This window comes from Leifsonia tongyongensis (assembly GCF_010686705.1).
GTDB lineage: Bacteria > Actinomycetota > Actinomycetes > Actinomycetales > Microbacteriaceae > Diaminobutyricibacter > Diaminobutyricibacter tongyongensis.
Map to the genome: position 1 here is coordinate 16,307 of NZ_JAAGWY010000005.1, position 23,847 is coordinate 40,153.

Sequence of the window (23,847 nt, forward strand, 5' to 3'; positions counted from 1 at the left end):
CTGTCAGTAGAACAGTTGGTTCACCCCGGCGCGTCATGCGTTGACACCCCCTTGTTCGGGGGTAGCGTGCGACACCAATGAAGCGGCTGTTTCCCACCCCGTTTACTGCGGCGCCGGGCTCGCGAATCGAGTCAGGGCAGCGGTGACGCATCGTGGCTGAGACTCCGGAAGTTCAGGGTCGAAGTCGCTTCTCGCTCTCGAATCACGGCAAGCCGGCCAGATCCCTAGCCGCTGGCGTTGCCCTTCCTCCTCTGCTGATCGCGCGTTCTTACGGGTCTGTGACCCGAACCCGAATCCTTCGCAGTAGCCACACCAGAGCAAGAAAGGTTGTGATCACGTGGCTGGGGGAAATCAGGTCGACCTGGTGGCCGACAAACAGGTCGACGAGTTGCTTCGCAACGTCGACGCCATGCGCCCGTTCGTCCGCTATCGGATGCGCGGACGGCCGAACGATGTGGACGTAGTCCTACAATCTGTCCGCGAGACCGTCTGGCACCGATGTGAAGCATTCGACCCGTCACGTGGAACGCCGAACGCGTTCGTGTTCGGCATCACGCGGAATGTCGTTCGTCGCGAGCTGTGTAAGCACTTTCAAGAACTCGACGAGTTGCCCGAGGATCTCGAGTCATCCGATACTCCGGATCCGCTCGCTACCTTGGTTCGCCGATTCGACGCGCACCGTTGGATGAGTCTGGTCGCCGACTTCGTAGGCGCATCCGATTGGGCCGTGATCACCGAGATGGCGCTCAGCGACGGTGATACGGAACGGGTGGCAGCACGTCACCAGCTCACGACCCGTGGGTTGCGGACAATTCGGGATCGGGTGAGTCTGACCGCGCACACGGTGCGAGCGGCGCTCGCCGCTGTCGACGCGAACCTTCCGTTGACCGGCTCAGTGATCCTTCACTGTGTGCCCGAGCGAGGTGGACTTCGCGAAGTTGCCGAGATGATCGGCGACGACGCAGACGCCATCGCCGCGACGTTGCATATCCACTCCGGCTCGGCGAGAGCGCGGATCGCGACCGCCAAACGACTTCTCGGCATCGCGCGCACCGTCATTCAGCAGGAGATGGCAGCATGATCGGAGCGGGTGCCGCCGCACGCGCGGTCACCCATTCGAAAACGACGAGGAACCTCCTGATCGTCGCGGCGGTCGTCCTCCTCGTCGTCCCGGTTTCCCTTGTGGCGCTACCAATCTCTGTCGTGCTCGCGATGGGCGCTGGCGTGTTTGGAGGTGCCGGGGGACTGTGCGGCGGGTCGGCGCCCGCCGTGGCAGCAGGGCGAACCATCGACGGTTACGGACCCGTCCAACTGCGGATCGCGGAAACCATCATCAGCGTAGGGCAGCAGATGAGTGTGCCGCCTCATGGGCAGGCGATCGCGTTGATGGTCGGCATGGGTGAGTCGGGTCTGCGCGACCTGGATCACGGTGATGCTGTCGACAACACCACGATCGGTGTCTTCCAACAGGGCGCCAGCTATGGAACCCGGGCACAGCGGATGGACCCACCCACCGCCGCACGTGCTTTCTACACGCGGATGATTGGAGTGCCGAACTGGCAGACGTCACCGCCCACCGTCGTGGCGCACGCCGTGCAGATCAACCGAGACCCGAACCACTACACCCCGTTTTGGCCTCCCGCCGAGCACGTGCTTACCGCGCTCACCCACTCGAACCAGGGATCCTGTTCGATTCCGGCGAACGCGCGCGCGGCAGCAACAGTCCTCGTCGCCGCGATTCAGCAGGGCAAGCTGAACTTCCTCGAGCCGAGGTACGAGCAACAGGTACTGAACATGGCGGCGGGCACCGCAACTCCAGATTGTGCGATCGACGCCCACATCCTGCAACTGATCGTGGTCGCGGTACACAGTTTCGCGCAGGTCGGCGTCAGCGATCTCAACCGACGCTGCACCGGCACCACTCCCGGCGCGGGCAAAGCATCCGCGCACTGGAAGGGCAAAGCCGTCGACTTCTACGCCCTCGACCGCCGATCCCTCACTGGCGCCGACAGTCTCTCGGTCCAACTCATTCATGTTCTCGACCCGTTCGCCCCGCACGGTTCCGGCATTGGTCAGAGCGATTGCCGCGCCATAGCCGGCGTCCGGCTGGGATCGCTGACGAACTTCACCAGCGACTTCCCCGACGGCTGTAATCACCAACACGTCCAGGTCCCTTGATTCGGAGATCTGTGAAATGCGCGCCAAAGTTCGGACCAATCGGGAACGTGCAGGTGAAAGCGGCTACGAAACCGAGGTGAACGACATGGTCAAGAAGCTGATCGCGATGACAGCGCTCGCTTCATCCCTTGCACTCGTGGGATGCGTTGCCGCTACACCTGAACGACACCACACGTTCACGACCATCGCTCCCGTCATCCCGACGCCGACGTCGGCCGCCGATGTGAAGCCGGCGGCGTCCGGAATCGTCGATACCGTGTGGGTCGAGGTCTACCCCGGTAACACCTTCAAGGCCAAGCATGGCTGCCACTGCACCCTGCCCGATTCGACCGAAGAACTCTTTCCCACTGGCACACCTGTCCTGCTCGTCACGATCACGATGACCGGGGCTTGGAAGCCGTCGCAGGGCAACGCAACCAGACAAGACGTCACCGGCACCACGCTTAACGGGACCAAGTTCGACGGCCGGCCTGAGCGTGCCGTCCTCGACACGGTTGACGGTCCCGCGGTCGCGAAGGCTGCGGGATTGCCTTGGCTCCCGAGCGGTCTCTTCCACGGCGAAGCCGTATGGACGATCCCGAACAAGCAACCACGGGCATTCGCTGCGGCCTGGTATCTGCCGCCCGGCGTCGACCGCCTCCTGCTCACGGTCAACGTGCCAGCCGAGGGCCAACCCAATCGCCTCGTTGTACCGCTCCCGGCAACCGCGATCAGCGCGACGAGCGCCGACGGAGAGTGACCCCTTGGAACTCATGAACAACCTGCTCGGACTCCTAGCCCTTGTCTGCGCAACTCTGTCCGGCATCGCCGGCATCGGCGTCCTGACCGCGCGACGACTCAAAGCAGCCCCCGACATCGACCCCAAATCGAAGGATCCAAACGCTGAGAGGAAGAACGAATCATGAATGCACTGAACGAGGCCGTCACGATCGCGCATGCCCGCGTGATCAACGTGTTGACAGTCACAAATCCCACCCCAGATTTCTCCGGGCCCGGAGTCTCCGCCCTACAGACCATCGCGAACGTCGTGTTCGCCATCGTCCTCACCCTCGCCGTGATCGGCGGGCTGATCGCGGCAGGCTTTATCGTCGTCGGCCATGTCTCCAGCAATGGGCGGGTTCAGAAGATGGGCATCGTTGGCCTGATCAGCTGCATCGCCGGAGTCGCCGTTGCTGGCGGAATTGCCGGGCTGATCAACTGGGGTCAGTCGCTGAACGTGGCGTGACGAAACCATGATCGCCATCGCCGCTGTTGACCCGTGGTCGCCGAACTACGGATGCTTTGTCGGCGACTTCGGCTGCCAGGCCTTACAGACCGTCGCCGGGTTCATGGCTTCCACCATCCGTAACCTCGGCGACTTTATCGCCACCATGGTCTCTGGCGCGTTCAATAACAACATCGATCAGAACAGTTGGAACATCGCCCACTCGCAGTTCCTGTTCTGGGTCGCCATCACCGCCCCGATCATCCTGATCATCGCTCTAGTACAGATCGGCATCGCGATGATCCTCCAGGACTGGGCGAGGATCGGTCGCACCGCCGCGGGAGCGGCATTGGCGATCCCATTCAGCGCCGTCTGCGTCTGGGCCATGCAACAGTTCTCCGCCGTCACCGACGACATCACACGCAACCTCACCACCTCCGTGCAAGGCGGCGATCTCAGCGATGGCCTCCTCCGGGTGGTTGGCCTCTTCGACGCACCGAAACAGGCATCCAACGCGGTGATGCACAGTGCCGAATTCACCCAAGGCGGAGTGATCTACTCGATGGTTAGCCAAGGCGCGCAAAGCCAGGGCGCGGTCGGCGAATACGTCATGGCCCTCCTGGTCGTCGGGCTGATGATGATCGCCTCACTCTTCCTCTTCGTTGCCATGGCCATCCGCGAGTTCGGCCTCCTCGCCCTCGCCGCGATGGCACCAGTCGGGTTGATGATGATCGGCCAACCCAAACTCACCGCCTGGGCCCAACGCTGGATGAACCTCACAACCGGTCTCCTGATCGCCAAACCCCTCGCCGCAGGCGTCGTCCTCCTGGCCGTTGAGCTCACGAAATCCAGCCTCAGCATCGGCGTGCTCCTCGTGGCCGCCTGCGCGGTCATCGCCGCATCCTTCTCGCCGCTCTGGGCGACGAAACTCGTGTCCTTCGCCGGAGCCGAAGTCGGCACCGCCCTGCACCATCGCTTCTCGGTCCGCGACCAAGTCTCAAGAGCCAGCACAGCAACCGCCCCCGTGCGAACCGCCGCACGCGTCATCAAGGTCGGGAGATAGACCATGACCACCTTCATCGCCGACCAAATACTCTCCGACGAAGGCGCACCTCGCGTCCGATTCGCCGCACGCGAGCGCCGCGGCCTCATCCTCGGCCTCACCTTCCCCCAACTGGTCGTCGTCGGAGCCGCGATCGCCGTCCTCCTCGCCACGCTGTTCATCAACCCGAATGTGTTCTGGGTCGCGTTGCCGATCGTGGCGCTCGCGTGTTTCCTCGCCGTCGCAACCTACCGACGGGAACCCGTCCTCGTCATCGCCGCCCAGGCGCTCCGGTATGGGTACCGAAGCGTTGCAGGACAGACCGCCTTTCGGCGCGACGTGTGGATGCGGGTGAGTCTGGCGTCGCTTGACATTGGTCATGCGCACCTTGAGGCGATCAAGCCGGTCGTGACCTCTCGGTTCCTGCTGCCCGGTGCGCTCGGTGACGTACAGATCATCCAGGTCCCCGGCGCTGGCGCATTCGTATACAACGCGCGCGGCCGCCTCGCCTCAGTCACCGTCCGGGTCGGCTCCAAAGCGTGGGCGCTGCGCGACAAAGGCACCCAAGAGGCCGCATACGACGGCTTCGTCGAATGGTTGAGCTCCCTCGAAAACCTTCCCGGGGTGCGGGAGACAACCATCCGGATCCGAGTCGACCGTGCCTCGTCCAACGAGCTCCACGACTACCTCGTTGCGCGCGAGGACGAGAACCAGCCGCAGGTCAGCACCGAACTGCGGAAGCAGTACTGGATGCTCACCGAAGCGGCGTCGAAGCGGTCGATGGGGTTCACCAACTTCATTACCCTCACCTTCGATACCGCCGCCCTGAACTCCGCGATCCGTGACGCCGGCAAAGGGCTCACCGGTCTCGGTGCCGTTCTCAAGGAACGCGTCGCCGGCATCGAAGCATCGATGGAGCACGCCCGTCTGGCTCCCGCTGGATGGCTGACCTCAGATGAACTCGACGACCTACTCGCGCTCTCCGCGGACCCAGTGTCCGCCTCCGTCCGTCGCGAACAGGACACTGGTCCATTGGAATTGCCGGCCGCGCCGCCAGTGATGGGAATCGACGAGGGCTGGGACTCGATGCGTGTCGACGAATCCTGGCATCAGACGTTCTGGGTCGCCGAGTGGCCGCGAACCGACGTCCGAACCGGATTCTTGGAGCCGCTGCTCTACGCGGGGGATGCGACTCGGGTGATTACCCTGCAGGTTCGGCCGATTGCCACGCACAAGGCGCTGGCCCAGTTGAGTCGCGCTCAATCTGACATGGAGACTGCCGCGACGATTCGTTTCAAGCTGCAATCCCGGATCCCGCTGACCCATATCCGGGAGGAAGAGGATCTTGCGGTGCGCGAGCACGACCTGGTCGACGGATTCGGCGACGTCCAATACCGCGGCTTCATCACCATTTCCGCCGAATCCAAGGACGCCCTCGCCAAAGCCCGCACCGACATTGAACAGGCCTCCCACCCCGCGCGTCTGCTCCTCGCCTCGATGTCGGGACAGCAGGCGGCTGGGTTCGTCACCGGCGCACTTCCGGTGCCGATCGAGGGAGAGTGAGATGAAGAACGTCAGCGTCATCGGTCGGATCCCCGCGGATGAAAAGCCCGGCACACAAGGCCGGCAGCGTCACGTCGAGGGGTCGCAGAAGAACGCCAGCTGGAAGGTGCAGCCGCAAGAGCTGCCCGCGTCGAAGATGCCCTCCTGGGGCTGGAAGCACCCACACAACCTGCGAGGCCCACTGCGGGCCACACCACCGGCGCACCGGTGTTCATCCCGGGTCCTCGGTGGTGCATACCCGTTCCTGGCCGAAACAGGCGACATCCTGACCGGCGCATACATCGGAGAGAACCTGCTCTCCCGCGCCCCGTTCTGCTTCGACCCATGGGACGCCTACTCAGCCGAAGCCGTCCGCTCCCACTCCGTCGCGATCCTCGGCGTCAAGGGCACAGGCAAATCGATGCTCGCCAAATCGTGGTCCTCCCGGTTGGCCCGGCTTGGAAGGAAGATCGCGGTCCCGCACGACCCCAACGGTGAATGGGTCCGCGTCGCCGAATACGTTGGCGGCACATCCATCACAGTCGGGCCGGGCAAGGCTGCACGCATCAACCTTCTGGATGAGGGTCCTCGGGATCCGTTGTATTCCGATGAGGACTGGAACCAGAACGTGCTCCAGTACCGGCGCGCGACCGTGAAGACGATCATTCGCCGGCTTCGTGAGGGCGGGAACCTCGAGCCGGTCGAGCACACTGCCCTCGATGTTGCGCTCGACGGATTACGCGGTCAAACGACAGTGACGATCACCCACGTCTACAGCAGGCTCGTCGACCCAGACGCGAACCTTCCCGTCGAGGTTGCTGACGCCGGGCACCGGCTCGCTCACACGCTACGGCGGATGGTCTCCGGCGACCTCACCGGATTCTTCGACGGCCCATCCACCGTCCAGTTCGATGCCGACGCACCCATGATGGTCGTCGACACCTCCGCACTCAAGGGCGCCTCTCCCGAAGCGCAGGCGCTTGCACGGTTGGCGACCGCGAACTGGATCCGGCGCTCCAGCCTTGGCGCGAACCGGCAAGCCCGGGTGATCATCCACGAGGAAGCCGCCGTCGAACTGCTCAACGACGTCTCTGGCGGCGACGGTCTCGCCGAGCGAGTGGAGGACGAGAAAGTCGCCCGTCACCTCGGAATCAGCAACTGGTACCTCCTGCACCGCGTAGCCGACCTCGACGCCCTCGGCGACCGCAACAGCGCACTCCACTCCCGAGCCCTCGGACTCCTCGCCGACTGCGAGACCCGGATCTCCTACGCCCAACACAGCGGCGAAATCGCCCGATCACGGGAAATCCTCGGTTGGAACGACACCCAAGCCGGCCTCGTCCGGAAACTCCACAAAGGCGAGGGACTCTGGCAGATCGGCCAGGACCGCGTCGCCAAAGTGCGCAACATCTGCACCGACTACGAGATGGGCATCTTCCGCACCGACGCGTTCGGAGGCGAACGATCATGAGGAACCAAGGGTCATCCTGGCCCCGCCTCGCCCTCTACCTCCTCTTCGGCGTCGTCGTCGCCGGCGCGTTGACCACCTTGGCGGCCGGCGCCACTATTCACGCCGTTTGCGGCGCCGGCGGACGACCGGACAGTGTCTTCGCCGGGCTCCAACTTGCGATCAGCGGATCTGCGGATGGGTTCACGACTTCCACCGGATGCGCACCGCCAGTCACCTTGGTTCGCGTCCTTGATGCGCTCGCGCTCGTCTTGATCGTTGTTGGCTCGTCCATGGCTGCCGTCTGGTGGCTTCGCTTCCGGCAGTCGGACCGACACTTCATCCACGAGCTGCGAGGCCGGGAGGGTCTCGCCAAGCCGGGGGAGATCCGCAAACACACGTCCGCGGGAACCGCAGTCCGTCGCGCCAAGGCGCTGCGCCCTTCATTGTCCAGTCCGACGGCCCCTGCCGTGGGTTGGAAGGTTGGTCAGGCACACCGACAGGACGTGTACGTCTCGATCGAGGACTCCATCGTGGTCGAAGGCGCCCCGCGCTCCGGCAAGGGCTACCGATTCATCATCAACGCGATCCTCGACTGGTGCGGACCACTCATCACCACCTCAACGCGGAACGACAACCTCTCCGCCACCATGCGCGAACGCGCCCGCGTCGGCGAGGTCACCGTGTTCGACCCGCAAGAGCTCTCCGGTGTCCGCTCGTCCCTGCGGATCTCACCGGTCACCGGATGCGAAGACCCGCTCGTTGCCGACCAGCGCGGCCAGGCGATCGTCGCCGGCACCGCCCTCGGTGCATCCAAAACGAACCAGGAGTGGGCGCACGTCGCCTCCTCCGTGCTCTCCCGACTGCTCCACGCCGCCGCCGTCTCCGGACGCGGAGCCGACGCCCTCGCCCGCTGGGGCTCAAACCCCCGCCTCGCCCTCGAAGCGGTCAGCGTCCTCAGCAACCAAGGAACGCCAGGCTGGGCGGAAGACTTGGACGCGATCATCAACGGCGACGAGAAGCTGCTGGCGTCGAGCTGGTTCGGAGTCTCCGGCGCCATCCGCCCCCTCGCCATCCCGGCAATCCGTAAGGCCATGACACCCGGTCCCGGCGAACAATTTGACCCCGACCAGTTCCTGACCGGATCCAACAGTCTCTACTTGGTCGGTACCGGCGCTGGCGCCGGATCTGTTGGGGGCTTCCTCGGCGCGGTGTTGGACGACATTGTCGAGACCGCCCGCCGTAAAGCGCTCGCTTCTCCCGGTTCCCGACTCGACCTCCCGCTGGCGTTGATCCTGGACGAGATCGCCAACATGTTCTCCTGGCCCGCCCTGCCCCGCATCATGGCCGACGGCGGCGGCATCGGCATCTCAACCATCGTCGTCCTCCAAGCCCTCTCGCAAGCGGAAACAGCATGGTCACGCGCCGAGGCCGACACCATCTGGTCAGCCGCCACCGCCAAACTCGTCCTCGGCGGAGCGTCCGACGTCGACCACCTCCGCGACCTCGAGTCACTCCTCGGCAACCGGCGGATTAGAAACACCGGCCACTCCTACAACGAGACCGGATCCTCCACCAACATCCACGATGAGAAGGTCCCCGTCATGTCTCTCGACGAGATCCGCCGCATGCCCGAAACCGTCGGACTCCTCGCCTACCGAACCCGACGCGGCATTCTCCTCGACCTCCGAGGCTGGACCGACCGCCACGACGCCAGACGAGTCAAATCCGGCAAAAAGGCAACCGAGACGGATCAGCAGCTCGTGTTCGCTGAGCAATACCAAGCAGCCTTAGATCGGCGCCGCGCGGCAGGGGAGCGGAACTGATGTCGAACCGTCGCCGCCCCGCCTGGGACAACAACTATCGCACCCGTTACCTGCACTCACCAATGTGGTTCGCCCGCCGTGACCGGTGGTTTATCGAAGAGCGCCGCCGCATCGGACAGATCCGCTGCACCCTCTGCCTCGGCGTTGGCACGGCCCGCACCCTCGAACTCCACCACCTCGACTATCGCGGCGTTACCCAGACACCACGCGGGTGGGCGGCTCATGAACGGCACCAAGACCTCACCGCGCTCCACCCGCGCTGCCACGAATACGTCCACCAGCTCATCGACCGCGACCGCGCCCTCTCCGGCCTCGTCTCCCGTCGCACCGCCTCCGCCCAAGCCATCGGGCGGCTCCGCGCCAAGGTCGGCCGCTTCATCGAAACGACGGAACTCGAGTGAGCGGCGACGAGACCCCGATCGAGGACCTCCTCGACACGTTGCCCGAGAACTGGGACGCTCAACTCCCGCGCCGGAGTCCAGGGATGCTCGGAATCTCCGTCATCAACTGGCGCGCCCTCACAAAGGATGAGGCACCAGAGATCTGGACCGAACTGGGGGAGTGGGTCGACTGGTTCATCCGGCGCTACAACCTCCCCACCCGCAAGATCCCGCCCTGCTGGTACAAGCACGGAGCTCTCGTCGAAGAACTCTCCGCGCTCCACGCTGCATGGCTCGTGTCCTTCGACAACCTCGATGCCGGCTACGGTCCTATCGGCTGGCATGAGCGACTCGCCGTCGCCATTCCACGGCTTGCGGGCTGGTACAACGGCGAATGCCACAACGGACACACCGAACTCCCACAAGGCAGCGACCACTACGAGCCGAGGGACTGGCCCGACTGGATCGCGAGCTCTCACGCAGAATGAGCCGATTGCGCGCCGCCAGCGCGCGTCCACATCACCCGAAACGGAACGTGCAAGTAAGAGCGACCCGACAAGACGGCCGCACCACCTGAAAGGCACATAACCATGAGCACACGAGTACCCATCAGTATCGAGGGCAACCTCGTCGCTGACCCTGCTTACGGCGAATCCGACAACGGCACCAAGTTCGCCAAGTTCACCGTTGCCGTCACCGACCGCAAACTCGAAGACGGCAAATGGGTCGACGGCGACACCCAATACCACCGAACCACCGTCTTCGGCCGTACGGCCGAGAACGTCCGCGAAAGTCTCGCTAAAGGCGACACTGTCATCGTCAACGGCAACCTCGAATTCCGCCACTGGACCGACCCGGCCACCGGCGAGCCTCGCGCGGCAACGGAGGTCGTCGCCGACAGCATCGGCCCGTCGCTCCGCTACACCACCGCGGAGGTCGCACGCCGCGCCCCAAAAGCTGACGGCCCGGCAGCTTCTGATACCGGGCCTGATCGAGTTCCTGATGTCTCAGTTGTTGCCGCGTCGCTCACGTAGGTCCATCGTCTGAGAGAACGGCCAGTGGCAGGCGGGCCGGCATCTGGTCCGCCTGCCTCGCTTCAAGTGGCGCCTAGCAGAGCAGAGCAACGGTCCCCTTTGTACGCGACGGGCGAAGGGAGTTTGCTTTCGAGTAAGAGTATGGCTCTATTAGCAGTTTCTGCGGACTATCAGCAACTTCGAGAAATGCTGATGAAGTCTACTTTTCTTTGCCACGGTATTTTCCTGGCTGTCATGGAATTTCCGGGATAGACGCGGGGTTGCGAGCAGTCTCAAGCGAACAGACCGCTGGAACAAGTGACCACTCGGCGGCAAGCAGAGGTGCTCCGTCCCCGATCACATGAATCAAGGCAGCATACTGACAGGATGCAGGTGAGGGTGCCACACACGGACGCGACTACCCGACGACGCGATTGATAACGCGTTGCACCACGCTTTCCAACTTGGCGACGGCACGGAGGCGGAGCGAGTGCTTCTTCGCAGTGCGGTTGTTGACGATGGTTCGCCAGCCCTCGCGGTGCTCGGCGATGGGCGTACGCCGGTCACCCGCCGTCGTCGCGTTCTCATACGGGCAGTAGGGGCCAGATGTCGCGGTGGAATGTTCGAGCATGTGGGTGGAGAGGATGTACCGGAGCGGATCAGGGACGCCGCGTCGACCTGGGTGTGCGGTGAGGCTGACGAACTGTGCCAGAAGGGCGCTGCTGACGCTGGCAGAGAGTGCGGCGACGTTCTGACTGGACGGAACCTCGCGGTTCGCGCCTTTGATGTACTCGGGATCGTCTAGTAGCCCCAACTTATCAAGGGAGACGTCGCCGGCGACGAGTTGGCCGATGCAGGCCATGCAGGGCCGTCCGGGGACGAGGGTGTGAGCGCGCCAGATCCCGTTGCGCAGGCGACCGTCTGCAAAGGTGTCGAGCGCGATGCCGCCATCGATGACCGGGATGAGGTCTGCGTAGGCGATGCCGTTGAGCACTGCCCGCGGCCAGGGCCGGTCGACGCACGAGAAGATCACGTCGTAGTCCAGTGCGATGCTTACTCCGACGGGGTCGGTGATGCTGACCTCGTGGCGGCGGACCTCGACGTGAGCGGCGGTCGCTGCAGACTTCATAAGGCGTGCCGCGACGTCGACTTTCGAGCGCCCGAGGGCGGCGTCGAGGCGGGTAGCGCCGATCATTCGGTCGAGGTTGCGGGTCTCCACGGCGTCGTAGTCCATCACACCTACATTGAGTAGGCCGGTCGCGGCTAGGCGTTGGGCGATGTCGAGGCCCACGCTTCCGCTGCCCACGACGAGGACGCGTAGCCGGGAAATCGAGCCTTGGGCGCGCTCTCCCCACGAGGAGACGGTTCGCTCCTGCGAGGCGGTGACGCCGGGCACGGCGCGAAGGTCATCGTTCCAGGTGACCGCGAGAGTTGGGGAGACGGAACGCACAGACTCGGCCCAGGTCGGGGTGGTGCGGTCGAACCAGAATCGTGCCGACCATGCAGTGTCCTGACCGCCCAGCGTCATTCCGAGGAGGGGCATCTTCGTTGCGGCGCGGGCCACGCGCTCGTACTCGGATTCGGTGTCCCTATCCATACTGGAAAGTCGCTGCCAGCCTTCGCCGCCAGGGTGAGAGTGCAGGAGCACGAGTCCGTGGCCTGCAGCGCGTGCTTCGCTCGCAGCGCGAAGGACATACGCGCTCGTGAACGAGGCGTTGCCGTGCACGTGACGCTCGCCATCGCGGGGGAGGATGACAGACCGGATGAGAGCAGTGGTCCGCTCGAGCCCGGTGGAGGGTCCGTAGGTTGCGATGAGAACATCCTCTTGTCCATCGCTACGGATAAGGTGATCCCGCATTGCTGCTTCGGTTTCACCGGTCATGGCGACCGAGTAGCGCATGTCAGGCCTCCCCGAGGATGGCGATGGAGAGGAAACCGCGGACGTGGCTCAGCCACGCACGGGCCGGCTGCATCGAGGTGTCGGTGTAGTTGTAGTCGCGGGAGTGTCGGACGAACCCGGGCGCGCAGTCGGTGCTGTCGATGTTGGTCTGCTCGAAGCGCACGGTGTCGGGCAAGTGAATCCAGTGCGGCGGCACCGCCGGCCAGCTCTCGACTTCTGAGATGCTGACACCGGTGGTCACGACCTGGCGGGCGAGGGCCCCGTTAACCGGGACGACGTCGTAAAGGATCCGGGGACCGTCGGCCCTGGCCGGGGCGCCCGCAGCAGTCATGTCGTCGATGAACTGTTGGGCCGCCTCGGACAGGGTTGGCGCGTCGCTCACGCGACACCGCCGACGTGCTTCGCGGTGACGAACTCGTCACCTTCCACGATGGTTACGATCTCTTCGTCGGGGAACGACGCTGCGGCGCCGACGCGGGCGAGGTCGTAGCCGGCCGGGTCGACACCGGCGAGGCGGAGCAGGTCAGCTGCGGTCTGGTCGTCATCGTAAGTGCGAAAGGACTCACCATCGATGGTGAAGCGGACGTGCTGGCGTGATACGAACCGCTCGGCGTCCCTGAGGTTGATGATCTCGTCGTCCTTGAGCTTCTCTTCGACGTCGTTCTTCTTGACGAGGAACAGGTCGAAGATCTTGGGGTCACGGCCAGCGAGGCGCAGCAGGGACGCGGCCTCCTGGTCGGTGTCTCCGATCGTGAACGCCTTGCTGTCGATGAAGATCTGCAGGGACCTGGTGGCGGGGGTTGTGGGGGCCATTTGGGCCCTCCTTCCGAGGAGAGTGTTGCTGTCTTTCGCCAGTCGGCGTCCTGTTGCGGAACTGCAACATTGATTCAACTATAACACATATTGTCTCGCTACTGCAACATTGTTGCAACCGTGGTATGGTGAATTGACTTAAGAAACGGAAGCGCAATGGCTAAGACACAGATCGATACCGCTCGGCTTTTTGCTGTTCTTGAAGCTCGTACGACCGATGAGAATCTGTCGTGGCGTCAGGCCGCCACGCAGATAGGCGTCAGCCCCTCGTTACTCTCACGACTTCGATACGGGCAGCGTCCTGATCTCGACGGTTACGCAAGTATTGTCCGCTGGCTGAGGATGTCTGCCGACGATTTCATCGAGGTCGCTGGCGAAGATGCCGGGCCCGGAGGAGAGGTCAGCCTGATTACAGAGATCAGCGCGCTTCTTAGAAGACGGCGAGATCTTTCAGATACCGACAAGACCTATCTCGAGGACGTGATGCGCGTAAGCCTGGATCACATTCGTCGAAGCCAACCCACTCAAGAGGTAGATAATTCAGCCTCATCTGCCTCAGGGGATGACTCTCTTGACATCAATTGATGCCCAGAACGCTGCCCTCCATTTAGAAGGCGTGGCGCTGGATGGCGGGTGGACCGTGGGTCCGCCTAACCAATTCGATCAAGAACACACCGGCGGGGTCTTCAGTGTCACCTACTCGGTCGTGCGCGCAGATGGCACCCAAGGATTTCTAAAGGTGCTAAATCTCCAGGAAGCGCTTGAGAGCGATGATCTGGTCAACACGCTGAGCCGCATCTCTGCAGAGTTCCGCGCTGAACGCGACTTGTGTGAGATGTGCGGGACCAAGAGGCTGTCGCGCGTGGTGACTGCCATCACCCATGGAGAAGTCAGAGTTCCAGGCTTCCTAATCGGCACCGTGCCCTACATTATCTTCGAACAAGCGACTCACGATGTGAGGGTCGCACTCAGCCGGGCCAAGCAGATCGACGTCGTCATCAAGTTGGAGTATGCGCACAGCCTTGCTACTGGGGTCCGCCAACTGCACCAAATCGGAGTTGCGCACCAGGACATCAAGCCGTCGAATATTCTCGTTTTCCCAATCCTGGACAAGCGAGCCGTCGGAAAGGTCGCAGACCTCGGCCGCGCGTATCGCGAAGATGCCGAGTCCCCTCACGACAACTTACTCATTCCCGGCGACCGGTCCTACGCGCCACCGGAGCAGCAGTATCGTCACCAGTTCGACGACCCCGCCATTCGACGTTTCGCTGCGGACCTTTACCAGCTCGGAAGCTTGATCACGTTCATGTTCACCGGCCGAACGATGAACACATTCTTGACTGTCAACCTCGCCAAACACCACCGCTGGGCATACTACGGGGACTCATACGAGAGCGTGGTGCCCTACCTCGATGAAGCGTTCGAAACTGCGTTAGCGCAAATCGAGGCCGAGCTTCCCCAGGTCGTCGGTGAACATCTGATTCGGATCATCCGATACTTGTGCGAACCTGACGCGTCACTTCGTGGTCATCCCGCGGCAAGACGGCAGCCAGGTGGATCGGCTTTCGCACTTGAGCGGACTGTATCCGAGCTCGACCTACTTGTTCGCCGTGCAGCACTACAAGTGCAGCGATGAGCCTTCAGGCTGCTGATGACGCGCGGGAAGTGGTCCCGCGATGGCGCAGCTTCTCGGATGCGAAGGCATCCGTCGAGCTCGCACCGCTAAGGAGCGCTCAGAGAGTCGCTGCAGAAGCCGAACTCGCCCCGCTGAGGGCTCGGTACGAGTCTTCGAACGATCGGTTCGTCATCGCCGACTATCTTGGCGCCCTTATCACTTACCAAGTCGATCAGGCGATGATCGATCCGGTGGCGTATTCGCTCGCTGCCGCCTCGGAGGAGGGTAGCGCGCTTTGGGCATTCGCTAGGGACGCAATCAAGCTGGGCGATAACGAGTTAGCCGAGGGTGCTGTGGATCTCTCATCGATCAACTCGCACGCCCAACTGAAACTCCGGGCGCTGCGGCAAGTAATCAGGCGCGCCCCTCGCCGCGCAACATTCCGCATCGATGCCGCTCTTGCCCACGCCACGCTCGGAAACCGAGAGTCGGCCAATCGTCAGGCCAGTATCGCGCTCGAGCTCGCGCCCGCCAATAGGTTCGTGGTGCGGAGCGCAGCGCGCCTGCTGATAAGCCAGGGTGAGCCGGATGAGGCTGCGTGGGTCCTTCGTCGCGCCGGCTTACATCGTCAAGACCCGTGGGTGCTCGCGCCTCTTATGAGCGCGATGCAACTCGCCGGCAAGAAGCCCACAGAGTTTCGCACCGCACGCGAACTCGCGGCAGTGGGAAATTACTCGAATGCGGATCTCGCTGAGCTCTGGAGCGAGATGGCGACCATCGAGTTGAGCGCTGGTAAGACTAAGGTGGCCCGCGGTCTATTTCGTTCGTCGCTGCAAAAGCCGAACGACAACGTCGTAGCTCAGGCTGAATGGGCTTCTAAGGCGGGCGGATTCACGCTTCCGCAAGAGGCCCTTGACGTCGAACATGGGTATGAAGCGCGTTCGAGAGCGTTCGCTCGCGAGGCCAAATGGGAGGCGTCCGTGGTTGAAGGGCGCGCATGGCAACGCGATGAGCCATTTGCATTGGAACCTGCCCTCAGCACCTCCTATTCTGCCGCCCTGGCGCTGGAGGACTATGAGGGAGCACTCGAGGTCGCTCGTGCCGGGCTCAGCTTCCATCCAGGCGACTCAATGTTGAGAAACAATGCAGCCTTCGCGGCCGCGAAGCTAGACATGACGACAGAAGCCCAAGAGCACCTTCGCAACGCAGAATCCCCCGAAGGCGCTGATGAGCGCGTCACGATTACCGCAACTCGTGGTCTCATTGCGTTCAGGATGGGAGACGCGGGGGCCGGCAGGGCTCTTTATGCTCAGGCTGTGAACGAATTTCGCAGGATGGGCAATTCTGATATGTCGGCGCTGGCTAGCAGCCTGTGGGCACTAGAGGAACTGCGGATACACTCGCCGGTAGCACAGGAAGTCCGGGAAGCGGCGTTGGGCGACTCTGCACATGCTCGGCTGCCGGAGGTAGCGCTCTTGATTGACCGCATGCGAGCCGCCTTCTCCGCGCCCGGAGCCTGGACCACTTGAACGTACCGGGAACTGCGCGTGAGGTTCTCGGCTGCTGTCAGAGTAGGAAGTGTCCTGCGTGGGTGACGTTGCTGATTTAGGGCGACAACTCCGCTACACGACAGCGTTTCGCCCCTGTCAACTGACATAACGACCATAACCACCTAAACGAAATGACCGGTCCGGGTGCGAGTTAGTGTCGATCGCTGTCAGCACGTGTCAGGTCAGCGAGCGGCAGAGGTGCCATGCGTCGGGTGGGACGCGAACGCACGTTGAACGCTCGACCCGTCGATACCAATTGGCCAGCCGCACAATCAGGCTCCGACATCCGTGATCGCCCAGACCGAAGACGCGCTGTTCGACCGATTGGCGTGACTCCGGGATGCATCGTGATCCGTAGTCAAATGGCAGGGGGTTGCGGCAGACTGTTGATGTGAGCACAGAGATGCCGGCGCCGAGGCCTTGGGGAGTTTCGGATGAGGAGGCAATTGAATTGTGTCGAGAGTGGATGGTCCACCTCGGCGCAACAGACACGCGTGTGATGGACGTTCCGGCGCGACACATCTGCGATCTCTACAGCAACCACTTTCTTGGCTGGGTGGAGAACAACGGTGGAAACCTTGAGGTCGAACTTGTGAATCGTGCGGCCGCTAGCTCTGCTGTAGACGGGCGATCCGCCCTGCTTTTTGTGCCAGGAGGGGTATATCCGGAGGCGCGGGTCCAGGCGGATGCGCTCGGAGTCGCCCTGCTTCGGTTCCGCGCCAGGGACGGCGCTCTAGAGGGGGTCAATGTCCTAGGTCGCCGCGCGCGGACTGTTGGGCTGCCCGGAGGGTAGTCGATGTCATCGCTTGAGTGCGGCGGAAATGTTCGGGGGTGTTGTAACCCCGGACGCGTCGGTGACCTTCTGGGCCGCGCGGTTGAGCTCGACTCGAGCAGCTTGGCGGGACGCTTTCAGCGTTTCCTCGATGGTCTGGCGTTGCATCATCTCGACGAGTTGACTTCGGGCAGAAGCCCGGGTCGGGGCGACGAGAACGATGTCGTTGTTCTCTTTGCCCCGAGTAAGGCCAACATAAAGGCCCGCGGCGTCAACACCTGGGCCGACGAGAGCGCAATCGGTGGTCTCGCCCTGGACGCCATAGACGGTTGATGCATAACCGAGGTGCAGATGGGCGCCGGCGTATTCGTGGGTGATCTTCTTGACATCGGTCGAGTCCGTGGAGGACGCGAGAATGACGTGTGCCGCCGTGATCCGCTTCACTACCCAATGTTGGCGGTTCTGGACGTCGGCACGGTGATCGTTCCGGCGAGTTTGAACGACGTCACCCACAAAGATTGGCTGGCCTCCTTGACCTGATGTGGATTCCGTGGTGTCGATCTGACCGGCATGAACCCTCCCAGATTGGATGTCTTCGCTAATCGCTTGTGCCTCAGCATGGGTCGCGGTGACCAGTGCGATCGTCTGGCGCTGCTCAACCGCTTCGAACCACGCTGAGACCATTTGAGCTCGTGCCTCGTATTCGCTGTTTGCAAGAATGACGTGCCCGGTATCGATGAGCTCGTCAGCGACGCCTTCGGATGCTTCGCGACCATGCGGGTCGCGAAGCCTTTGCGTCACGTTCGCCCATGCAGAATCCTTGAACCGATGGATCGCAGTCAACTCGACCTGGTCCGCCGAGTGGGTCCAGAAGAGAGCCATCGCGCCGGAGTGCCCCACTGGCAGCGCCTGACGTTCGTCGCCCACGAGCGCCACTGTCGAATGAGTTCGTTCCAGTACGTCGACGAGTGCGTTGGCTCCCTCGAGGTCGAGCATGCCGGCCTCGTCAACAACGATCCGATCGCCCGGACTAACTGCAATACGCGGACCTGTGTACGTCAGCCCCGTGGTCTGATCAATATCGCCGATTTGGAGGCAGCGCCATTGGGTCGCTCCAGCCTCGTTCGTCGACCATCGCCAGCCGTAGTCGTGGAGCAATTGATGCAGCGACGACGACGCGCTTTGCGTTTCACGGCCAGCGACTGCCGACGCCTTCTTGGTCGGCGCAACGATGATCATGTTCCGGCCGCGCCGACGAAGTGCAGCACCCGCGACCTTGAGCATGGTGGTCTTGCCAGTTCCGGCCGCACCGGACACGGCAACGCTTCGTGAGGTTCCAGCTATGGCGGCGACGCCAGCTAGTTGACCTCTGTCAAGCGTGTGTCCAGGCTCGACTGCTTGGCCAACCGCCTCCACCTCCTCTGTGCTCAGCGTGGCGCCCGGGGCAGATATCAACTCGACCCTTCGGGCAAGAGTGGCCTTCAAGGTCGCGGTGGAAATGGCCATTCTTTGCTTGACGTGCGCAGGGACGTTCGGCTCTGTTAAAAGCGTCACAGTGTGAACGCTCGTTGCTCGGGAGACCACTTCATCTAGGACCTCAGCAAACTGCCGTCGCTCGGCGACGACGCCGGAGCTTGCGATCGCGCGAATCGCGCCGGCACGAATGTCCATATCGCTGAACCGACCTCCCGTGCCGGTAGATCTAGCGTCCGCATCCACAATCGCCTTCGCAGCCAGAAGCTCGACATCGAGACTCTCGACGGCAGCCGGCCGGATCGCGATCTCGCGCCTCGGTCGGCCGAGTTCGGGATCAGCTTGTAGAACGTCGGCTCTGACGATTGACGCCCAATCGTCCTCGTTCACGTGCCCGGGCTTGTTCGGTCGACCAGTAGCCCATGCCCACTGATCGATTTGGGTCAGCACGGTGGAAGAGGGCTCCTCGTCGGGGTGGCGCTCCCTCCAGGCGCGGAGGTGAGAAGCCTTGTTCGTTTCGATCTGTGCGGACCGCTTCGATAGCGGCCGCACCAGATGTTGGAGCTGGTCGATTTCCCCGTCCGAGTTCAGGGTGAAGCCCTTCGACGCTAGCGCGGTGATCCATGCGGGGTCGGTTCGCGAGGCGAGGTCGCCTTCCGCGTTGACGACGTTCTGGAACCGCAACGCGACCCTGGTGTCGACGTTCGACCACTTAAGGTCCATTCCTTGGACTTTGACGTTCAGCCACAGATGCCGGTGCTTGTGCGGGTCCAATGACCGCGAGCGTTCGTGTCGCAATTCGACGACTTCGACTCTGCCGATGTCCTCCCGGATGGCGCCCTGCTTTCCACGGCGGGCGTTGAGTTCGGTCTGCCATAGCTTGATGATGCGATCCCGCAACCGATCCTGCAGATCCTCGTACGCGGCCGCCAGCTCCGGGTCTAGCATCGCCGCGATTGAGAACGATTTCGGAGCGTTGATCGTCGCATCCAAGATCAGGTCGGCGACTGGCGACTCAAGGTCACGGCCTCGACGCTCCGATGTGAGCCGGGTCGACTCCGTCCACCCAATCCTTCAGCTGGGAGCGGGTGAGCAGGTCGTCGCGGATGGCACCGTTTTCCACGATGTATCGAGTCATCACCGCATCCGCGTATCCCGCGGCGGCGAGCACCCCGTCCGCAGTGCGGGCCGTCAGTGTCGAATCACAGACCCCGTTGAAGGCGTACGCGATCGCCTGCTTCACCCCTTGGGAAGCCTGCCCGCGTTTCCACCTGGCGACACCACCTCGCACACCTACACGTTCCGGTTGCAAGGGAGATTTGGCGCGCAAATCTCAAATCCACTCAAAGAGTGCCTACGTGCATTGGCTCTTGGTCGTTTCTGCTGGGCTTGCCTTGGCTCACCTTCCGTTCGTGCTTGAGCTTCCCGAGTGTATTCGTCCAGGCGTTCTCAGGTTTTTTCTCGAACCTTCGGACCTTCTACCAAACATCACCCGATCACCTTCCACTCCACGACTTGCGCCGCCTCGATCGAGCCCTCGGTGGGTTGCTGCCGGCGACGATGAAAAAGGCATCAACCGTCTAGACCGTCCGCGCAACAGTCGTCAGTTGGACGAAGGCTTAGCAGCGTCACGGAACGGTGACGCTGGGGCAACCGCGGGGACTACTCGAAGATCTCGCACAGATACATGCGCAGAAGTTATCAATCAACAATCAATTGGCATTTCAGTTCATGAACGGTGCTGCGCGAAACTGAGCCAACGACACGGCTTGCACCTCGCACGCACCTGAGCCTCGTTGATCGCAGCTCGGCGCCCCTAGCGGTGGCTGCCGCTGTCTTCACGGACCGCCGTCACAAAGCAACAACGAAATCCAAGAGAAAAGGGACAAAGATGCCTCACTTCAACCGTCGAGAGCAACCTGCCGGGCGCCGCGCCAAAAGGATCCGCGCTGTCGCGGTCACCTTTGCTGTCGTGGCAGCTTTGACCGCCTGTACAGGCCAGGGAAGCGCAGCCAACAATTCAGGTGAGCCGACGGGGAAACTCACGTATTGGTACGCGCCGAACACGCCCGACGCGAAGGGGGTGGCCGACTTCACCAAATTCAATGTCACTCCCTTCCAGAAGCAGTATTCGAAGGTGGATCTCCAGGCTGTGCAGAAGAATGTCAATACGCTCAACCAGAACATTCAAATCGCGCTCGCAGCAGGCAAGGGTCCCGATATTGTCACTGGATCTGGTATCGCGTCGGTGTTCCCGTATGCTCAAGCTGGCTATCTGAAGGACCTGACTTCCACGGCGAAACAGAACAACTGGGCGAACAAACTGCTGCCCTGGGCTCTGGAATCCGCGAAGGTCGATGGCAAGGTCGTCGCCCTCCCGCAGGGGTATGAGACACTCTCCCTGTTCTACAACAAGACGCTGTTCAAGAAGAACGGGTGGACCCCTCCTAAGAACCGGCAGGAGCTCGCGGACTTGGCTGCCAAGATGCTCGACAAGGGAATAACGCCGTTCGCTGCAGGCAACTCCGACTATCCGCCGGCGACCCAATGGCTCGTTTCGGCTTTCATGAATGAGGTAGCGGGTCCCCAGAAGATCCACGACGCGCTCACCGGAAAGATTACCTGGACAGCTCCCGAGTTCGTCAAGACGATGGACCTCCTCAAGGAATACTTCGACAAAGGGTGGTTCGGAGGGGGCGTCAAGAAATACTTCTCGACGACCGACCCTCAGAAATACACCCAGCTCGCCAGTGGTGAGGCAGGCATGTACATCTCCGGGACCTGGGAGTTTGTGACGTTGCCGGAGTACTTCGGCAAGGGCAACAAGAACGAGTTCGATTGGGCGCCACTGCCTTCGCTTGCAGATGGCGTGCCCATCACCTATCCGCTCTCAATCGGCAACACGCTGTCGATCAATGAGAAGACGCAGAACTCGAATGCCGCAGAGGCCTACCTCAACTGGCAGCTTAATGACACGAAGACCATGTGGGCTGCTGTAGCTGCGACCGGTGTCGACCCGCTGCCCGTGAATATCAATAAGTCGGACATCCCGTCCAACGTGGACCCTCGGTACGCGCGTGTCTATACTTCCCTGCAGGCGGCGAGCGAATCGGGCAACGTCGGATACACGACCTGGACATCGTGGGGTGGTAAGGCCACCCAATTCATCTCCGACAACGCTGACAAGGTCCTCAACGGTTCCGAGTCTGTGGGCGATTTCCTGAAGGGGATGGACGCGGCTTTCCAGAGTGACAAGGCTCGCAATCTGATTCCCACCCCTTACACCACCGGAGAGGCGACGAAGTAGCCAACTCAGTTGTTGCCGGAATAACAGCGGGTCGGGTGCGGCCATCTGCAGCCCCGACCCGCTGCCGGCACCAGAATGCCAACGATGCTTACAACAGGCCTTGACTTTGTCCGGTCAGCACCGAATTGCAAGCCATCGCTGCCCCAAGCATTGCCGCGAGTAACCAACGCACGTTAGAGGAGAAATACGTTGCTTCAAGAGTTGGGCCGCGAAGACCTAATCCAGATCGAGGCCGAAATTGGTCCGCTCGGATCGATGCCGCTCGGCCGAGAAGAAGTAACGGTTCAGACAAATGACGGGATGCTACTAAATGGGACGCTAACGCGGCCCCTCGCTACTGGGCCACTTCCGGGAATTCTCATACGCACACCCTACGGGCGAGCATGGATGAACTCCGCCGCTGCTCACCTCGCATCACATGGCTACGCGGTCCTTGTACAGGACACCCGCACCTCCACCTCATACTTCTTCGAAGCGCGAGACGGCGGGGCTACTTCCGACTGGATGGAACGACAATCCTGGTTCGACGGCAACCTCGCGCTCGCCGGTTTCAGCTACCTCGGCTTCACGGCATGGGCGACTGCATCGACATGTCCTTCATCGTTGCGTGCAATGGTCATCGCCGAGTACAGCGCCGATCGGGTGACGGCCTGGTACCCCGGCGGTTCCTTCACGCTCGATCAAGCTCTGACCTGGTCCGTACAGAACGAGCTGGACGGTTCCGACACCCCACCGAGCGCCGAAGTTTTTAACCAGCTGCCGCTCAGCGAAGCGGACGAGGCCGCAACCGGGGAATCACTTCCCTTCTATCAAGAGCGACTCTCATTCGGACCGAATTCGTCGCACTGGGACTCCATCGACTACTCGTCTGTAGCTGAAAGCATTTCTGTTCCAGTTCTCCTGTTCGACGGTTGGTATGACTACCACCGCATCCCGATCTTTCAGGATTTCGAGCGTCTCGGACGTGCAGGCGTACAACGAAGACTCGTCTTCGGACCATGGACACACAGCCCACTGGACATGCGCAGATTTCTTGACGAGACGGTCACCTGGTTTGACCTACACATCAAAGGTAAGGGTGAGCCCGAAGCCGAGGCCTCCCTCTTTGACACCGGAGCGAACGAATGGGTTGATTTCGATCGCTGGCCGGATGACATGACCATTCGCACCCTCTACGCCACGTCGGACTTTCGGCTTGCAACCGAGCCGCAACTACAGACAACCGAGATCGGCTGGACCTATGACCCTCTCGATCCCACCCCAGCGGTTGGGCTTACCGCGTTCGGCAACCTTGAAATCGGAGGCCCCCAGGACAACCGAGAACTGATCGGCAGGTCCGATGTGATCGTGTTCACAACCGGTCAGTTGGAGGAGGACTTTCTGGCGGCCGGCCGCGTTTCGGCTCACGGGTCGGTTCGTTCAGACGCGCCGAGCACCGACTTCTTTATCCGGGTCCTGGATGTCGGCCCGTCGGGAGCGGCACTCAACGTCTGTGACGGGATCAGGCGGGTCTCAGGTCCGGACCTCAACGGGCCGGACGGATTCACGCTGGAGGTCGACCTCGGGCCAATCGCTCACTGTTTCGCCAAAGGCCATGCGATTGGCTTACTTATTGCCAGCGGCGCTCACCCCTATTTTGACCGCAATCTCGGGTACGGGGACTCCTCACCGAATGCAAGCCGGGCGCGGGTAGCGCACCCGGTGATCCAGTCGGGCGGTGTGGGTGGTTTCTCCATTAGCTTCTCACTTCGTTCTGACGATTTTGGTTCGGGTTGACGACGTCGC

22 protein-coding genes are annotated in these 23,847 nt (G+C 62.3%); 17 read left to right on the forward strand and 5 right to left on the reverse strand.

From position 1 onward, the window contains the following. The first annotated feature begins 337 nt into the window (after positions 1–337). From G3T36_RS17440 to G3T36_RS17495, 12 genes are all read left to right on the forward strand, one after another. Positions 338–1,081 (forward strand): sigma-70 family RNA polymerase sigma factor, encoded by a 744-nt coding sequence (locus G3T36_RS17440; protein WP_163291144.1) that lies wholly within the window; start codon positions 338–340, stop codon positions 1,079–1,081. Next, positions 1,078–2,178: a hypothetical protein gene (locus G3T36_RS17445; protein WP_163291145.1), complete on the forward strand. Its 1,101-nt coding sequence runs from the start codon at positions 1,078–1,080 to the stop codon at positions 2,176–2,178. Before G3T36_RS17440 ends, G3T36_RS17445 begins: the two co-directional genes overlap by 4 nt. Before the next feature lie 76 nt (positions 2,179–2,254). Beyond that, on the forward strand, positions 2,255–2,917 hold the full coding sequence (locus tag G3T36_RS17450; protein WP_163291146.1) for a hypothetical protein: 663 nt from the start codon (positions 2,255–2,257) through the stop codon (positions 2,915–2,917). A gap of 4 nt (positions 2,918–2,921) precedes the next feature. Next, positions 2,922–3,083: a hypothetical protein gene (locus G3T36_RS17455; RefSeq protein WP_163291147.1), complete on the forward strand. Its 162-nt coding sequence runs from the start codon at positions 2,922–2,924 to the stop codon at positions 3,081–3,083. Beyond that, positions 3,080–3,403 (forward strand): hypothetical protein, encoded by a 324-nt coding sequence (locus G3T36_RS17460; protein ID WP_163291148.1) that lies wholly within the window; start codon positions 3,080–3,082, stop codon positions 3,401–3,403. Before G3T36_RS17455 ends, G3T36_RS17460 begins: the two co-directional genes overlap by 4 nt. A 7-nt stretch (positions 3,404–3,410) precedes the next feature. Next, positions 3,411–4,445, forward strand: coding sequence for a hypothetical protein (locus tag G3T36_RS17465; RefSeq protein ID WP_163291149.1), 1,035 nt, complete (start codon positions 3,411–3,413; stop codon positions 4,443–4,445). Between the two features lie 3 nt (positions 4,446–4,448). Beyond that, entirely contained in the window at positions 4,449–5,987 is a 1,539-nt protein-coding gene (locus G3T36_RS17470; protein ID WP_163291150.1) for an SCO6880 family protein, read from the forward strand. Between the two features lies 1 nt (position 5,988). Continuing rightward, positions 5,989–7,437, forward strand: coding sequence for an ATP-binding protein (locus tag G3T36_RS17475; protein WP_163291151.1), 1,449 nt, complete (start codon positions 5,989–5,991; stop codon positions 7,435–7,437). Beyond that, complete coding sequence (locus tag G3T36_RS17480) at positions 7,434–9,239, forward strand: type IV secretory system conjugative DNA transfer family protein (RefSeq protein WP_240148637.1); 1,806 nt, start codon at positions 7,434–7,436, stop codon at positions 9,237–9,239. The genes G3T36_RS17475 and G3T36_RS17480 overlap by 4 nt, the downstream gene beginning before the upstream one ends. Continuing rightward, positions 9,239–9,640, forward strand: a complete 402-nt coding sequence (locus G3T36_RS17485) for a hypothetical protein (RefSeq protein ID WP_163291152.1) — start codon at positions 9,239–9,241, stop codon at positions 9,638–9,640. The genes G3T36_RS17480 and G3T36_RS17485 overlap by 1 nt, the downstream gene beginning before the upstream one ends. Beyond that, on the forward strand, positions 9,637–10,107 hold the full coding sequence (locus G3T36_RS17490) for a hypothetical protein (RefSeq protein ID WP_163291153.1): 471 nt from the start codon (positions 9,637–9,639) through the stop codon (positions 10,105–10,107). The genes G3T36_RS17485 and G3T36_RS17490 overlap by 4 nt, the downstream gene beginning before the upstream one ends. A gap of 102 nt (positions 10,108–10,209) precedes the next feature. Next, positions 10,210–10,653: a single-stranded DNA-binding protein gene (locus G3T36_RS17495; protein WP_163291154.1), complete on the forward strand. Its 444-nt coding sequence runs from the start codon at positions 10,210–10,212 to the stop codon at positions 10,651–10,653. Positions 10,654–11,050: 397 nt separating this feature from the next. Here the strand turns inward: G3T36_RS17495 and G3T36_RS17500 are convergent, their stop codons facing one another. The 3 genes from G3T36_RS17500 to G3T36_RS17510 are packed head-to-tail and all read right to left on the reverse strand — an operon-like array spanning position 11,051 to position 13,345. Then, a complete protein-coding gene (locus tag G3T36_RS17500; protein ID WP_163291155.1) occupies positions 11,051–12,514 on the reverse strand; it encodes a ThiF family adenylyltransferase in 1,464 nt (487 codons plus the stop codon). Positions 12,515–12,533: 19 nt separating this feature from the next. Beyond that, a complete protein-coding gene (locus G3T36_RS17505) occupies positions 12,534–12,914 on the reverse strand; it encodes a hypothetical protein (protein ID WP_163291156.1) in 381 nt (126 codons plus the stop codon). Next, positions 12,911–13,345: a hypothetical protein gene (locus tag G3T36_RS17510; RefSeq protein WP_163291157.1), complete on the reverse strand. Its 435-nt coding sequence runs from the start codon at positions 13,343–13,345 to the stop codon at positions 12,911–12,913. The genes G3T36_RS17505 and G3T36_RS17510 overlap by 4 nt, the downstream gene beginning before the upstream one ends. Before the next feature lie 156 nt (positions 13,346–13,501). Here G3T36_RS17510 and G3T36_RS17515 point away from each other — a divergent pair, with 156 nt between their 5' ends. From G3T36_RS17515 to G3T36_RS17525, 3 genes are read left to right on the forward strand one after another with little or no spacing between them, the layout of a single operon-like run. Continuing rightward, positions 13,502–13,930 (forward strand): transcriptional regulator, encoded by a 429-nt coding sequence (locus G3T36_RS17515; protein WP_163291158.1) that lies wholly within the window; start codon positions 13,502–13,504, stop codon positions 13,928–13,930. Further along, entirely contained in the window at positions 13,908–14,981 is a 1,074-nt protein-coding gene (locus tag G3T36_RS17520; protein WP_163291159.1) for a protein kinase domain-containing protein, read from the forward strand. The genes G3T36_RS17515 and G3T36_RS17520 overlap by 23 nt, the downstream gene beginning before the upstream one ends. After that, on the forward strand, positions 14,978–16,489 hold the full coding sequence (locus tag G3T36_RS17525) for a tetratricopeptide repeat protein (protein ID WP_163291160.1): 1,512 nt from the start codon (positions 14,978–14,980) through the stop codon (positions 16,487–16,489). The genes G3T36_RS17520 and G3T36_RS17525 overlap by 4 nt, the downstream gene beginning before the upstream one ends. Before the next feature lie 820 nt (positions 16,490–17,309). Here the strand turns inward: G3T36_RS17525 and G3T36_RS17530 are convergent. Both G3T36_RS17530 and G3T36_RS17535 read right to left on the reverse strand, forming a co-directional pair. Then, complete coding sequence (locus G3T36_RS17530) at positions 17,310–19,748, reverse strand: AAA family ATPase (protein WP_163291161.1); 2,439 nt, start codon at positions 19,746–19,748, stop codon at positions 17,310–17,312. Between the two features lie 28 nt (positions 19,749–19,776). Further along, positions 19,777–19,998: a hypothetical protein gene (locus G3T36_RS17535; protein ID WP_163291162.1), complete on the reverse strand. Its 222-nt coding sequence runs from the start codon at positions 19,996–19,998 to the stop codon at positions 19,777–19,779. Positions 19,999–20,646: 648 nt separating this feature from the next. Between G3T36_RS17535 and G3T36_RS17540 the strand changes: the two genes are divergently transcribed. Both G3T36_RS17540 and G3T36_RS17545 read left to right on the forward strand, forming a co-directional pair. Next, positions 20,647–22,062, forward strand: coding sequence for an ABC transporter substrate-binding protein (locus tag G3T36_RS17540; protein WP_163291163.1), 1,416 nt, complete (start codon positions 20,647–20,649; stop codon positions 22,060–22,062). A 255-nt stretch (positions 22,063–22,317) separates the two neighbouring features. Continuing rightward, positions 22,318–23,838, forward strand: coding sequence for a CocE/NonD family hydrolase (locus G3T36_RS17545; protein WP_275690033.1), 1,521 nt, complete (start codon positions 22,318–22,320; stop codon positions 23,836–23,838). The last annotated feature ends 9 nt before the right edge of the window (positions 23,839–23,847 follow it).